This is a genomic window from Rheinheimera sp. (assembly GCF_036568245.1).
GTDB lineage: Bacteria > Pseudomonadota > Gammaproteobacteria > Enterobacterales > Alteromonadaceae > Alishewanella.
Genome location: NZ_DATCSY010000067.1, coordinates 1 through 14,699 on the forward strand (window position 1 = coordinate 1; position 14,699 = coordinate 14,699).

General features: G+C 48.2%; 15 protein-coding genes. 10 read left to right on the forward strand and 5 right to left on the reverse strand.

Translation table 11 applies throughout. The features are described from left to right. The 8 genes from VIN66_RS02945 to VIN66_RS02980 form a co-directional block, all read left to right on the forward strand. Positions 1 to 254 (forward strand): helix-turn-helix domain-containing protein (locus VIN66_RS02945; protein WP_331922600.1); only part of this gene is annotated, 254 nt, incomplete at its 5' end. Positions 255 to 276: 22 nt separating this feature from the next. Then, positions 277 to 486, forward strand: coding sequence for a histidine kinase dimerization/phospho-acceptor domain-containing protein (locus VIN66_RS02950; RefSeq protein WP_331922601.1), 210 nt, complete (start codon positions 277 to 279; stop codon positions 484 to 486). A gap of 23 nt (positions 487 to 509) precedes the next feature. Beyond that, a complete protein-coding gene (locus VIN66_RS02955; RefSeq protein WP_331922602.1) occupies positions 510 to 1,988 on the forward strand; it encodes a sensor histidine kinase in 1,479 nt (492 codons plus the stop codon). Between the two features lie 2 nt (positions 1,989 to 1,990). Continuing rightward, complete coding sequence (locus tag VIN66_RS02960; RefSeq protein ID WP_134057632.1) at positions 1,991 to 2,452, forward strand: response regulator; 462 nt, start codon at positions 1,991 to 1,993, stop codon at positions 2,450 to 2,452. Continuing rightward, positions 2,445 to 4,421: a response regulator gene (locus tag VIN66_RS02965; RefSeq protein WP_331922603.1), complete on the forward strand. Its 1,977-nt coding sequence runs from the start codon at positions 2,445 to 2,447 to the stop codon at positions 4,419 to 4,421. The genes VIN66_RS02960 and VIN66_RS02965 overlap by 8 nt, the downstream gene beginning before the upstream one ends. Before the next feature lie 251 nt (positions 4,422 to 4,672). Further along, positions 4,673 to 5,251: an outer membrane beta-barrel protein gene (locus VIN66_RS02970; protein ID WP_331922604.1), complete on the forward strand. Its 579-nt coding sequence runs from the start codon at positions 4,673 to 4,675 to the stop codon at positions 5,249 to 5,251. Positions 5,252 to 5,407: 156 nt separating this feature from the next. Continuing rightward, the gene (gene lepB / locus VIN66_RS02975; RefSeq protein ID WP_331922605.1) at positions 5,408 to 6,058 is read left to right on the forward strand and encodes a signal peptidase I; all 651 of its coding nucleotides are present in this window, start codon (positions 5,408 to 5,410) and stop codon (positions 6,056 to 6,058) included. Positions 6,059 to 6,133: 75 nt separating this feature from the next. After that, positions 6,134 to 7,132, forward strand: a complete 999-nt coding sequence (locus VIN66_RS02980; protein ID WP_331922606.1) for a sensor domain-containing diguanylate cyclase — start codon at positions 6,134 to 6,136, stop codon at positions 7,130 to 7,132. 4 nt (positions 7,133 to 7,136) lie between these two features. Here the strand turns inward: VIN66_RS02980 and prmA are convergent, their stop codons facing one another. From prmA to VIN66_RS03005, 5 genes are all read right to left on the reverse strand, one after another. Further along, complete coding sequence (gene prmA, locus VIN66_RS02985; RefSeq protein ID WP_331922607.1) at positions 7,137 to 8,021, reverse strand: 50S ribosomal protein L11 methyltransferase; 885 nt, start codon at positions 8,019 to 8,021, stop codon at positions 7,137 to 7,139. Between the two features lie 80 nt (positions 8,022 to 8,101). Further along, on the reverse strand, positions 8,102 to 9,445 hold the full coding sequence (gene accC, locus VIN66_RS02990; protein ID WP_331922608.1) for an acetyl-CoA carboxylase biotin carboxylase subunit: 1,344 nt from the start codon (positions 9,443 to 9,445) through the stop codon (positions 8,102 to 8,104). Positions 9,446 to 9,461: 16 nt separating this feature from the next. Continuing rightward, positions 9,462 to 9,917 carry an acetyl-CoA carboxylase biotin carboxyl carrier protein gene (gene accB, locus VIN66_RS02995; RefSeq protein WP_134057615.1) on the reverse strand — a complete coding sequence of 152 codons (456 nt, stop codon included), beginning with the start codon at positions 9,915 to 9,917 and terminating at the stop codon, positions 9,462 to 9,464. A 23-nt stretch (positions 9,918 to 9,940) separates the two neighbouring features. Then, positions 9,941 to 10,396 (reverse strand): type II 3-dehydroquinate dehydratase, encoded by a 456-nt coding sequence (gene aroQ, locus VIN66_RS03000; protein WP_331922609.1) that lies wholly within the window; start codon positions 10,394 to 10,396, stop codon positions 9,941 to 9,943. A gap of 221 nt (positions 10,397 to 10,617) precedes the next feature. Next, the gene (locus VIN66_RS03005; RefSeq protein WP_331922610.1) at positions 10,618 to 12,378 is read right to left on the reverse strand and encodes a protein-disulfide reductase DsbD; all 1,761 of its coding nucleotides are present in this window, start codon (positions 12,376 to 12,378) and stop codon (positions 10,618 to 10,620) included. A 292-nt stretch (positions 12,379 to 12,670) separates the two neighbouring features. Here VIN66_RS03005 and VIN66_RS03010 point away from each other — a divergent pair, with 292 nt between their 5' ends. Together VIN66_RS03010 and groL are read left to right on the forward strand one after the other, a co-directional pair. Next, positions 12,671 to 12,961, forward strand: coding sequence for a co-chaperone GroES (locus tag VIN66_RS03010; protein ID WP_331922611.1), 291 nt, complete (start codon positions 12,671 to 12,673; stop codon positions 12,959 to 12,961). Between the two features lie 50 nt (positions 12,962 to 13,011). After that, positions 13,012 to 14,649, forward strand: a complete 1,638-nt coding sequence (groL, locus tag VIN66_RS03015) for a chaperonin GroEL (RefSeq protein WP_331922612.1) — start codon at positions 13,012 to 13,014, stop codon at positions 14,647 to 14,649. Positions 14,650 to 14,699: the final 50 nt, after the last annotated feature.

The following is a 14,699-nucleotide window of genomic DNA, read 5'->3' on the forward strand; positions in this document are numbered from 1 at the left end:
ATATCATGAGCGACCCGGCGAAAAAAGAAATTGAGCTGCCAGCCTCTTTTGCCTCACCCTTTTCGACGGTTAAAAAGGAGCAGACAGGGCTGACACCGGGTAAAACGATAGAGGAAGTTGAAAAAGAACTGATTTATCTGACGCTGAAAAAAGTCAATGGTAACAAGACACTGGCGGCCGATATGCTGGGGGTCAGTGTTAAAACCCTGTATAACCGCTTAAATGCGTATGGTGGCCTGGGCGAGTTTAGCTAAGTGTGTAAAGGGGGGAAAACGGATGGCTGACATCACGCCGGAAAGAGTCGCGCAACAGATCCATGACATCCGCAAACCGCTAAACCGGATCTCGATGCAGGCTGAGTTAATTAAGCTGGTGCTGGAAAATAACCTGCCACCAGAGAAGGCGATAGAGGCGGTGGATAAAATACTGCAGTCCTGTCAGGACTGTAGTCATTTACTGCAAGGCTTACTGGACACTTCATCATGATCTCCCAACTAAGGAATTAATAGATGCCAAAACGTGTCTTTGACAGTACGCGTACCAGCTGGTTTTTATTGGGGGCTGTCATGATGTGTCTGATCGCTTTCAATGGTTATCTCGCCGTCAGCTCGATTAAAGAGCTAAGCAGTACGCAAATCAGCCTGACCAACACCGGCGACACTATTACCAAGCTAAACAACCTACATTTGTCTGTGTTGTCTGCTGAATCCGGTCAGCGCGGGTATTTGCTGACTAATGATGAGTTGTATCTGGAGCCTTATCAGGACGCATTAAAACAGGTAAGAGCACAGCTTGTTGAGGTAAAAACGATACAATCTGAGATGCCGGAGCAGCAGCATCGCATCAACGAGATAATCCGGCTCAGTGAAGCCAAAATAGCCGAGCTTACAGAAACGGTAGAGCTAGCGCGGCAAGATAAAGAAATGCTGGCGCTCAGATTGTTAAGAACAGACCGCGGCCAAAATATCTATATGGAGCTGCGCGGTTTATTTGATGTAGTGGGGCAAACCGAAAAATCCTATCGTGAAAACTTATTTGTGCGTCTGTCGAAAGGCCGCGATGATGCTTTGCTGAATTTTATTTTGTCCGGTGTATTAAGTAGTGTATTGGTGGTGTTGATGCTAATTCTGTCGTTTATAAACGTCAGGAAGGAGCGCAAGTATCTGGAGATACTTGAAATGCAAAATGAAAATTTAACGATCAAAGTAGAAGAACGCACTCAGGAGCTGCGTTTGTATTCAGAAGAACTGAGCAGAAGCAACAGAGAGCTTGAAGATTTTGCTTTTGTTGCATCGCATGACCTGCAGGAACCACTGCGCAAAATTCAGGCATTTGGTGACAGGTTAGAGTCGTCTTTCAGCCAGGATTTAGGCGAGCAGGGGCTGGACTATCTGAAACGGATGCGCAATGCAGCCAACAGAATGTCATTGCTTATCAATGATCTGTTGGATTTCTCCCGTATCAACACCCGTGGCAGAGACTTCGCCGACACAGACCTGAATGAGGTCGTTAATGATGCGCTGGACGATCTTGAAATCGCTATGCAGGAAAGCGGCACCCAGGTAAATACCGATACTTTGCCCGTTATTCAGGCGGATAACAGCCAACTGCATCAGCTGTTTCTTAATTTGCTGTCAAATGCGATTAAGTTTCGCAAGCCGGATACTGCGCCGGTTATTAACATTACTGTGGCCATTCACAAGCCAAACATTATGCAACAAGCCATTTGTGACAACTGGTATCATATAGAATTCAAAGATAACGGTATTGGCTTTGCTGAGGAATATGCTGAGAAGATTTTTACGCCGTTTCAGCGCTTGCATGGACGCTCAGAATACAAGGGGACCGGTATTGGCCTGGCGGTGTGCCGGCGCATCGTTGAGCGCCATCGCGGGTTGATTTACGCATCAGGTGAACCGGGTACCGGCGCCACCTTCACTTTAATTTTGCCTGCCGATGCCACACCATTTGGCAGCAAAGGAGACTAAATATGCCACTGACTAAAGCCCGCCCCATTACTATCCTGATGGCGGATGATGACGAAGACGATCGTTTATTAACACAGGATGCGCTGCGCGAAAGCCGGGTGCTGAACTCACTGTATTGTGTTGAAGACGGTGTCGAACTGCTGGAGTATCTGCGTAAGCAGGGTAAATACGCTATCGGCGCACCGTGTCCGCGGCCAAGTTTAATTCTGCTTGATTTGAATATGCCACGTATGGACGGCAGGGAAGCGTTACGTGCGATTAAAGATGACGAGAATTTACGTGGTATTCCGGTGGTTATATTGACTACCTCTAAGCAAGAAGAAGATATGGTAAGGGGTTATAATCTGGGCGCGGCGTCTTACATTACCAAGCCGGTTAACTTTGATGGCCTGGTTGAGCTGATGCGCACTTTGGGCAAATACTGGGTTGAATTTGTCGAGTTACCAGAACAAGACGATGACTGAGTTATCAAAGCTGGTCGTTCGGGCCAAGATTCTGTTGGTTGAGGATGACGAAGATGACTACATTATTACCCGTAGTCATCTTGATGAGTTAACATCGCTCGACAGTCAGCTGACCTGGGTTACCAATTCCGCGGATGGCTTGCAGAAATTGATCGAAGGTTACTTTGATGTGTGCTTGCTGGATTATCAGCTCGGTGCAGAGACCGGCTTGTCGTTACTGCAGCAGGCCGTTGCTGCAGGTATTTCTACCCCCATTATCATGCTAACGGGACAACCGGATAAACAACTGGATTTACAGGCGCTGGAATATGGCGCAGCGGATTTTCTGGTGAAAAGTGAGCTGACCGAAGCCCGCTTTGCCAGAGCCATACGTTATGCATTAAGCCGGCGCGAGTTTGAGCTTGAACGCCTGAACCGGATGCAGCTTGAAGCTGATAACAGGTCAAAAGACCGCTTTCTGGCTCACTTAAGCCATGAGCTCAGAACGCCGCTGTCATCAATACTGGGCTATACCGAGTTACTGCTCGAATCGGATACCGCAGAAGAAACCCGGCCCGAATTAAATATTATTCTGAATAACGGCAAGCATCTGCTCAGTTTGCTGAACGACATATTAGACCTGTCTAAAATTACTGCCAACAAGCTGGAATTGCGGCCTGAGCCAACCAGCCTGCGCCATATTTTGCTCGATATCTATACGCTGCTTAAAGTAACCGCAGTGGATAATGGTCTGACGTTAACGGTTAATTCGTTGACCAGTTTGCCTGTGCTCATTACGGTGGATGGCACCCGTTTACGTCAGGTACTGATAAATTTGATTTATAACGCTATTAAGTTTACTGATAGTGGCGGCATTACGGTTGATTTGTGGGTGCAAAAAGCAGACGGTAAAGAAATGCTGTATTTTCGCGTTACAGATACCGGCGTCGGTATTCCGGCCGGGCAGCTGAAAGATATTTTTGCGCCCTTTATGCAAGTTGAGGATTACCTGACAAGGAAAAAAGGCGGCGCCGGCCTGGGGTTAGCTATTTCAGCAGAGCTGATCCAGCGTATGGGCGGTAGCATCGATGTTGTGTCTGAAGAGCGAAAAGGCAGTGTCTTTACCTTCTGTGTTGACCCGGGGGATATTAGCGATACCCAACGCTGTTATTTTAATCCGGAGCAACGGCTAAATGATGGTCACAACAGACAGGATAAAATAACACTAAGCGGCGAGGTGCTGATTGTTGACGACCTGGCAGACTTACGCAAACTGGCGGGTTATTGGGTTAAAGCGGCTGGCGCCAGTGTAGATTTTGCTGAGAACGGCTCACAGGCCATTGAGAAGGTGAAACGCAAGCTTGATTCGGGCAGCAGTTACAGCCTGATCCTGATGGATTTGCATATGCCGGATATTGATGGTCGTGAAGCAACGTCAATGATCCGCTCGCTGGGGTATCAGTATCCAATTGTTGCTCTGACTGCAGCCATGGCGAAAGACATCAGGCAGCAGTTAGCAGGATTAGGATTTAACGACGTACTGTCCAAACCGATAACGAAACATCATCTGTATCGCACACTGCGCTCCTATTTAACCGGGCCTGCAGTGCCAAAGCCTGACGTGCAACCCGCAGAGAAAAAGCTGCATTTTCTGGTGGTGGAAGACGACGTAGAAGCTGCGCAGCTGATGCAAATTTTGCTCGAAAGCCTGGGGGTAACAGCAACGTTGGCGCAAAGTGCGGAAGAGTGTATGCAGCTGTTAGCATTGCATCATCACTTTGACCGCATTCTGCTGGATATGGGGCTACCCGATTGCAACGGCTTGCAACTGGTTGAACGTATAGAGCACAGCTATCCGGAAAATGTTGTCATTATTGTCAGTGGCCATGATTATGAGCCGGCCGTATCGTCCAGCGCTATAGTGCAGCAAAGCATTGTAAAGCCGTTGAGCAAACAAACACTGCATCAGATTGTGTCCTCATGCCGTTGATTTTTAATCAGTTAAATGAAGTGATCTGAGCTGTTCATTCAGTTTGGGCGATGTAAATAATTCCCACTGCTATGTTGGTATTACACTGTGTTAACGCCACAGTATTAGTCATATCTTGCATGCGTCGTTTGTAAGGTATTGAAAATATTAATATTATTTTAATCTTCTTCGCTGGCATAAAGCTTGTAATAAGGTAACTGACTCTGGCCCAGCGGGCTGTCAGTTATTTTATGCATTTTATGGAGGCAACAATGAAAAAATCTTATCTGGCTGCATTAACGGTTTCTGCGCTTTTCCTTTCCTCTGCTCATGCTGCTCCGGGTGATGACGTTGACCATATGGGTATTTATGTCGGTGCTGGCTATGGTTTACTGAATGTTGATGGTGACGATGAAGATTTTGATCGCGAAGACAATGCTACCCGCATCTTCGCCGGCGCCCAGTTTAATCAGGCGATTTCGTTAGAGGGTGGTTACATCGATTTTGGTAATTATGGCAACAGCGTATTTAACACAGATTTAGATGGCTATACCCTGGCGCTGAAAGCCGGTTTACCGGTGTCAGAGCGTTTCACTGTGTATGCGCAGGGCGGTAATATCTGGTGGAAAGCTGATATTAATGCAACCGATGACAGTGATGATGTTGACGGTTCGGATATTTTCTACGGCGTCGGTGTCTCGTTTGCGCTGACGGAGAATTTAGACCTGCGTCTGGATTACACCCGTTTCGATGTTGAGTTTGACCGGGATGAGATAGGCATCTTGGCTGAGATTGATAACTTTGACACTAAAGTCGACTACGCCAGCTTAGGTATCCAGTATACGTTCTGATTTGTTGTCTCTTTCCCGATAACGCCGGCGCTTCCAGCTGCCGGCAGTTCCACTCGTTATACATCAAAAATGGCGCGGATATTCCGTTAGGTGCTAGGCGAACTTTGTCTGATGACCCAGGTCTTAGGCTTGTTAGCCCAAGGCGGAGTAAACGGAATGAATAAATTAGCGCAACTATGGCGGGACAACCGCGGTGTTATTGTATTTTTAAGTCTGATGTTCGTATTTCGAAGTGCCGTTGCAGACTGGAACGACGTGCCTTCAGGTTCAATGCAACCAACGATTCAGATAGGTGACCGCTTACTGGTCAATAAAATGGCTTATGATATCCGTCTGCCATTTACCACCACATCATTAATTAAACGTGCCGATCCTAAGCGCGGTGACATTGTCATTTTTATCTCAGAGGTGGCGGATAATCGTCTGGTAAAACGGGTTATCGGGGTGCCGGGAGACGTGGTGGCCATGCACAGTAATGTGCTGAGTATTAACGGAAGACCGCTAAGCTATATTGCGACAGACGAAGCGGTAGACAATAGCAAAGTCCTCACTGAGCAACTGGACACCATAAAGCATCAGGTGAAATTAGCACCATTTTCAACCGGCCGCGATAGCTTCGCGGCTGTTACTGTGCCAGACGGTCACTATCTGGTGCTGGGTGATAATCGCGATAACAGTGCTGATTCGCGGGTGATTGGTTTTGTGCCACGCGGTGAAATTGTTGGCCGCGCCAGTACCGTATTGTTCTCGCTTGATTACGACAACTATTTTCTGCCTCGCAGTGAGAGGTTTCTTGCCAAGCTGTAAGGTGCGTCGTTTGCCCGTCTGACACAGGAATGTTAATTTAGTATCAGTAGTAACCCAACCGGCAGGCACAGATTTATGGACGACATACTCAAAGAGCTTACCCTGTCAATCGATGGGGACGGCCTTGAGCAACAGGTAAGGGCATTGATCCAGTTGTTGCAGCAATCTACCGGGCTGGAATCCGCTTATTTTACCCGTATAGATTTAAACAAGGGTGTGCAGCAGATAGTGTATTCATTGAACACTGGCCAGCTGAAGCTCAATGAAGGGTTAACAGTCGACTGGAGCGATACACTGTGCAAAAGAGCGTTGGAACAACAGCAGTTTGTTACCAGCGATGTAGGTGCCTGCTGGGGTGATTCTGCCGCGGCTGCAGAGCTTGGTATCAGCACTTATGTTAGTGCGCCTGTGTGTCTGTCAGATGGCCAGCTTTACGGTACTGTTTGCGCGGCCAGCACAGAGAAAACCGCCGTGTCAGCTGGCAGTGCTACCTTGCTGCAATTAATTAGCCGTCTGATAGCGATGCAAGTCGAGCGAGAGCAATTGCTACAACAGCTGGCGCAGGAAAACCGACAGTTTCGGAATGTTGCCTTAACGGATCCGTTAACGGGGCTGGGCAACCGCAGAGCGCTGGAAAAAGAGCTGCAACGTATGCTGGCAAATGTCCAGCGTAACGGCAGTATTGTCTTTGTTGCCTATATCGACCTGGATGATTTTAAACGCATTAATGACCAATACGGCCATGATGCCGGAGATCGGTTTCTACTCGCTATCAGTGCCAGATTGCAACACGACAGGCGCGAGGGCGATTTTATCAGTCGTATAGGCGGCGATGAATTTGTTATTTTTGGCTTATTGACCGGCACAGACATTAGTTATGCCGCCCAAAAGCTACGTGAGCAGATATTTAATAGCACCAGAGGCAATTTTGATATTACTGACACTGTACTACAGTATCCGGGAGCTAGCGTAGGATTGGTAGTTGCGGCGCCAGGCGAAAAGATGAGCGACATACTGAAACGGGCCGATAGTGAAATGTACCTGCAGAAAAAGCAACGTTCGGCCCGGCGGTAATACTTTATTGTCGCTTGCAGCCGCTTAAACGCACCCATTCATCTTGCACAGCGATAGGGTCGAAGTCGAACTCATCGCTGTAGGCATCGATTACCGACTGCGCCTGGCTTTCTAAAATACCTGATAGTGCCAACAGGCCGCCTGGCTTAACATAGGCACTGATAATGTTTTTCAGCTCAGCCAATGGACCGGCCAGAATATTGGCGACAACCACATCGGCCTGAAAGTCTTTCGGCTGATCTTTAGGCAGGTACAGCTCAATCTGGCCCTCAACATTATTGCGTTTCGCATTCGCAGTACTGGCTTCAATCGCCTGCGGATCGATATCTACACCTATCACCCGTTTGGCACCAAGCTTAAGCGCAGCAATACCTAAAATGCCTGAGCCGCAGCCAAAATCGACTACCGTTTGCTGGGGTTTGATGGTGGCATCTAGCCACTGCATACACAGGGCAGTAGTCGGGTGGGTGCCGGTACCAAAAGCTAAACCCGGGTCAAGCATCACATTTACCGCAGCCGGGTCTGGAATATCACGCCAGCTTGGGCACACCCATAAACGCTGACCAAATTTTATCGGATGGAAGTTGTCCATCCACTCGCGTTCCCAATCTTTGTCTTCAAGTTGCTCCAGTTTGTACTCTGGCGCACCTTTAAAAAACGCTACCTGTTGTAGTTGCTTCAGTACTTTATCCATCGGGTGTTCGGCATCAAACAGGCCAACAACTACGGTGTTGGTCCAGTAAATCACTTCACCAGGCATCGGTTCATAAATCGGCGTGTCATGTGCATCAAGAAAACTAACCGCCTGTGCGCCCCAGCCCATCAGCATATCGCTGACCTGTTCGGCTTTTTCTTCAGTGGTGGTCACTCGCAGTTGGATCCAGGGCATAGTCAGTCTCGCTTACAAAAATTTGCCGCATTATAGCAAAAAGGCCGCAAAAGCGGCCTTTAATCTGAACGTGCAGCGCTTTACTTAATACCCAGTTTCTTTTCCAGATAGTGAATATTAGTGCCGCCTTTGCAGAAACCTTCGTCACGCATAATGTCTTTATGTAATGCAATATTGGTTTTAATACCTTCAACCAGCAATTCATCCAGCGCATTACGCATACGGGCGATAGCGATATCACGGGTTTCACCGTAAGTAATTAGCTTACCCACCATAGAATCATAGTTTGGCGGTACGCTGTAATCGGCGTAGATATGCGAATCCCAGCGGATACCGTTACCACCCGGTGGATGGAAGCGGGTGATTTTACCTGGTGACGGCATAAAGGTTTTCGGATCTTCAGCATTAATACGACACTCAACCGCATGGCCGCGAATCACAATGTCTTCCTGCTTAATCGTCAGTGGCATGCCAGAAGCGACACGCAGCTGCTCTTTAATCAGGTCAACGCCGCTGATCATCTCGGTGACCGGGTGCTCTACCTGAATACGGGTGTTCATCTCAATAAAGAAGAACTCGCCATTTTCAAACAGGAACTCAAAGGTGCCGGCACCGCGATAATTCATCACTTTACAGGCATCAACACAGCGGCCACCGATAAAGGCGCGCAGCTCAGGCGTAATACCTGGTGCTGGTGCTTCTTCCACCACTTTCTGGTGGCGACGCTGCATTGAGCAGTCTCGTTCACCTAAATGAATGGCATTGCCCTGGCCGTCAGCTAATACCTGGATTTCGATATGACGCGGGTTTTCCAGGAATTTCTCCATGTATACCATGTCATTACCAAAAGCGGCTTTCGCTTCTGCTTTAGTCATCTCGATAGAGCTGACCAGCTCTTCTTCGCTACGCACCACACGCATACCGCGACCACCACCACCACCGGCGGCTTTAACGATAATCGGGTAACCGATACGTTTAGCGATAGCTTTATTGGTGTCGGCATCATCACCGACGGCGCCATCAGAACCTGGTACGCAAGGTACACCGGCTTTCTTCATCGCTTCAATGGCAGACACTTTATCACCCATTAAACGGATAGAGTCCGGGTGCGGGCCGATAAAAATCAAACCACTTTCTTCTACCTGCTGGGCGAAGTCAGCGCGCTCCGCTAGGAAACCATAACCCGGATGGATGGCCTGGGCATTGGTGACTTCAGCTGCAGCAATCAGCGCCGGGATATTCAGATAACTTTGCGGTGAGGGTGCAGGGCCAATACAAATGGTTTCGTCGGCCAGCAGCACGTGTTTCAGATTACGGTCTACGGTGGAGTGCACCGCGACCGTTTTGATACCCAGCTCTTTGCACGCGCGTAAGATACGCAGTGCAATTTCGCCGCGGTTGGCAATCAGTACTTTTTCTAGCATCAGTCTGCCTTTTGCGTTATTCAATCACAAACAGTGGCTGGTCGAATTCAACCGCCTCGCCGTTTTCTACCAGAATTTCTTTTACCACGCCTGCTTTGTCAGACTGGATCTGGTTCATCATCTTCATCGCTTCTACGATACACAATGTATCGCCAACTTTGACGCTCTGGCCTACTTCTACGAAGGCTTTCGCTGTGGGTGATGCTGCGCGGTAGAAAGAACCTACCATTGGAGATTTCACCACATGACCACTGATGGCTTTCGGGGCTTCAACAGCCGGAGCAGCAGCTGCAGGTGCTGCAACCGGAGCGGCGTGTTGTGGTGCAGGTGCATAATGCTGCATTGGTGCAAATTGTTGTACCGGGCCATTACGGCTGATACGGACTGATTCTTCACCTTCAGTGATTTCAAGCTCAGAAATACCTGATTCTTCTAAAAGTTCGATCAATTTTTTAATCTTTCTAATATCCATGTCTTTTTAGCCTGATTGAGTTATTACTGTTTGGTTGTTTGTAGTGCTGCTACCGCCGCATCCAGGGCATAGTGATAACCTCTGGCACCAAGACCACAGATCACCCCTCTGGCGATATCAGATAAATATGAATGCCGGCGAAAACTTTCGCGCGCGTGCACATTAGATAAATGCACTTCAATAAAGGGTATTGCCACTGCCAGCAGGGCATCACGAATAGCTACGCTGGTATGGGTAAAAGCACCGGGATTAATCAGAATATAATCCTGCTGTCCCAGGCTTTGTTGAATGGCTGTCACCAATTCGTGTTCGGCGTTTGATTGTAAATGTGTCAGTTCGACACTTTTCGCCGCTGCCTGTTCCGTCAGGTCGGTAATAATATCCTGCAAGGTGGCGGAACCATAGACTGCCGGTTCACGTACGCCCAGCATATTCAGGTTTGGGCCATTCAGGACTAAAATTCGATAAGTTGCCGCCATTTGTGCGTTATTCCCGCTAATTGTTGTGATCCGGCACTATCTTGCCAAAGCTAAGGTACAATTGCATCTGTTTGACGAATTTATCACCGCAGCAGAGCCGTTGGCTTAACAATAGCGCCTTATTATAGTGAAATCGTGACAAATGGCAGCAAAATACTGGTCTTATCAGCCAGAGTGCAGGTGGGAGTAAGCGGCGCTGACAGCTAGCGCCGCTTTATTGATTACTGTTGGATCTGTTGCAGATGGCTGGCGAAGTCATCGGCGTTCATAAAGCCAGTGATCCTGGCCTGGGTGAGCTCTTCCCCCTCAGGAGTAAACACCAATAGGGTGGGCAGGCCTAAAACACGGTAATGTTCGAGCAATGCCTGATCTTTGCGTGTCATTTTCGTTACATCAACCTTCAGCAGCTGCATTTTTTGCATCTGTGCCTGTACCTGCGGTTTCGGGAAGGTTAAATGTTCAAACTCTTTACAAGCTATACACCAGTCGGCATATAAATCGACCAGCGTGTAGCGGCCATTGTTTTGTGCGACACGTTGCTGCAAATCCTCCAGCGTGGCAATGGTGTCAAAACCTTTATTCTCTGCAACGACAGCTGCAGTTGTTGTCGGCGCCGCTGCTGGCCACCAGTGTGTGATATTGAAATACAAGCCAGCAAATAACAGCAGTTGACCCAGCACTAATATCGCCGCTTTAGCTGTTGGCTGTTGTAAGCTGAATACCACACGGAACAGATAGACTACAAAGGCCAGCAGTAATGCTGTGCCTGCCAGCAACACATAGTCAAAATCTACGATACGATCGAGCAGCAGCAGTGGCACGGCTAATAATAAGAAACCAAAGGCGGTTTTTACCGCGTTCATCCAGTTACCGGCTTTGGGTAGTAATTTACCGCCAGAGCTGCCAAGTATTAACAGCGGCAGGCCCATCCCCAGGCTCAGGATATATAATGTTATAGCGCCTAACAGTAAATCGCCGCTTTGTGCCACATATAACAAAGCGGCAGAAAGTGGCGCGGTCGTGCACGGGGACGCGATAAGGCCCGATAACGCACCCATAGTAAAGGCACCTTTGAGCGAGCCACCTTGTTGCTTATTACTGACATGACTGACTTTTTCCTGCCAGCTGGACGGCAGACTGAAATTAAACACGCCGAACATAGACAAGGCCAGCAAAACAAAGATGATGCTGGCAACAATCAATACTGCCGGATGCTGCATATAAGCCTGAAATTTTACTCCCAGGCTGGCGACGACTAAGCCTAACAATGAATACGTGACGGCCATACCCTGTACATAAGATAACGACAGCGTAAAGGCGCGCTTATTAGACAACTGGCTACCCTGACCGACAATAATACTGGTCAGGATCGGGTACATTGGGAATACACAGGGCGTAAATGCCAGGCCAATACCTAACAGGAAAAAGCCCGCCAGTGTAGCCAGGCTGGCGCCATCAGTCAGGGTTTCTGCCAGGCTGTTCTGGCTGGACACCGGAATGGTGTCACCGTTCGACGTTGCTGCAGCGCTGGCATTATCCATTACGATTAACGGTAGCTCTTTGGTTACCGGTGGGTAGCACAAACCTGCTTGCGCACAGCCCATATACTGAATTTTAAATACGGCATCGTCGCTGATATCGGTCAGTGGAATACGCAGTGTCAGCTGATGGAAATACACCTCGCTGACACCAAAGAACTCGTCTTCTATCTGCATGCTTGCAGGGTACGAGGGATGAGAAAAACTGACGGCTACTCCGCCAAGCTTGATTTTATCTTTGTAAAGGTAATAACCATCGGCGATGGTCCAGCTGACAACCAGCTCATCCTGTTGCTGAACGAAATCAAATACAAAAGCCTGTTCAACCGGCAGGAAAGTGTCCGCCGGTTTTAACAGGCTATCGAGCACTGAGTTCTGCTGCGCCTGCGCCTGCGGTACCAATAAGCACCAAAGCATTAAGGGTAGAAAAAATATTTTGTACATCAACCTATACTTCCTCGTTAACAATCCGGCGCGGCGTCAGCCTAGCACTATTAGTGCTGTGTTATACAGCGGCAAACTTTGATTTGTTCAGTCGGTGCGACATTTTGCACCTAAGCTCAGACCCGTTATTGCTACAGATTATTTCAGCTTCAGCAAATATAAGTTGTTTGTGTGCGTTGAGGCTAAGAAATTTTACCAACCCCCCTTGGATTTTTTTCCCGGATGCCCCATATACCGACCAGACAATTTAACACCCATGTTAAAACACAAAAATAGCTTTAGGAGATAGAGCATGAATATTCGTCCATTACATGATCGTGTCATCATCAAACGTTTAGAAGCTGAGAGCAAATCAGCTGGTGGCATCGTCTTAACTGGCGCTTCGGCGGAAAAATCTACCCGCGGTGAAGTGGTCGCAGTTGGCAATGGCCGTGTTCTGGAAAACGGTGATGTGAAACCGTTAGACGTAAAAGTTGGCGACAAAGTACTGTTCGGCGCCTATGTAGAGCGCACCGAGAAAATTGATGGTCAGGAATACGTGATCACCAAAGAGGAAAATATCCTTGGTGTGATTCTGGACTAATTCAAACTGCGAACTGTATTTAGCATTAACTGAATTGAAGGATTAGAAAAATGGCAGCAAAAGACGTACGTTTTGGCGACGAAGCCCGTAATAAAATGCTCAAAGGCGTAAACATTCTGGCAAACGCCGTGCGCGTTACTTTAGGCCCTAAAGGCCGTAACGTGATTCTGGATAAGTCATTTGGCGCACCCCTGATCACTAAAGACGGTGTATCAGTAGCGAAGGAAATCGAGCTGGAAGATAAGTTCGAGAATATGGGCGCGCAGATGGTGAAGGAAGTTGCGTCTAAAGCCAATGACGAAGCCGGTGACGGTACTACTACTGCAACAGTATTAGCGCAAAACATCATCAACGAAGGTGTTAAAGCGGTTGCAGCCGGTATGAATCCGATGGATTTAAAGCGCGGTATCGACAAAGCTGTTGTTGCTGCGGTTGAAGAATTAAAAGCGCTGTCGCAGCCATGTGCTGACAGCAAAGCCATTGCACAGGTAGGTACTATCTCTGCAAACTCTGATGATGAAATCGGTCAGATCATTGCAAATGCAATGGACAAAGTTGGCAAAGAAGGCGTCATCACTGTTGAAGAAGGCCAGGGCTTAGCGAACGAGTTGGACGTGGTTGAAGGTATGCAATTCGACCGTGGTTACTTATCACCGTATTTCATCAACAACCAGGAAGCTGGCCAGGTAGAACTGGATAACCCGTATATTCTGACTGTTGATAAGAAAATTTCTAATATCCGTGAACTGTTACCGGTATTAGAAGGTGTTGCCAAGTCAGGTAAGCCGTTACTGATCATTGCTGAAGATGTTGAAGGCGAAGCCTTAGCTACGCTGGTAGTAAACAACATGCGCGGCATTGTGAAAATTTCTGCTGTAAAAGCACCGGGCTTTGGTGATCGTCGTAAAGCAATGCTGCAGGATATCGCAACACTGACTGGCGGTACGGTGATTTCTGAAGAAATCGGTATGGAACTGGAAAAAGCCGGTTTGGAAGAGTTAGGTACAGCTAAGCGCGTTGTTATCACTAAAGATAACACCACTATTATTGATGGGGCTGGTGAACAGGGCGCTATTGATGGCCGTGTTAAACAAATCCGTCAGCAAATTGAAGAAGCAACATCTGATTACGACAAAGAGAAACTGCAAGAGCGCCTGGCTAAATTAGCTGGTGGTGTCGCAGTTATCAAAGTGGGTGCGGCTACTGAAATTGAAATGAAAGAGAAAAAACACCGCGTAGAAGACGCGCTGCACGCAACCCGTGCAGCGGTTGAAGAAGGCGTGGTGCCTGGCGGTGGTGTGGCCTTAGTTCGCGTTGCGGCCAAGTTAGTTGACCTGCGCGGTGCTAACGAAGATCAGAACCACGGTATTAAAATTGCCCTGCGTGCAATGGAATCACCGCTGCGTCAGATCGTTGATAACGCCGGTGACGAGCCATCAGTCGTGGTTAATCAGGTGAAATCTGGTAACGGTAACTACGGTTACAACGCGGCGACCGGTGAATACGGCGACATGCTGGAAATGGGTATTCTGGATCCAACCAAAGTAACCCGCTCTGCGCTGCAGTTTGCTGCCTCTGTGGGTTCTCTGATGATTACCACTGAAGCTATGGTAACTGAACTGCCAAAAGCTGATGCTCCTGCAATGCCAGACATGGGCGGAATGGGTGGCATGGGTGGCATGATGTGATGCCACTGTAAGTGCTTACTTACTGATAAACCCCGGCTTTATGCCGCAAT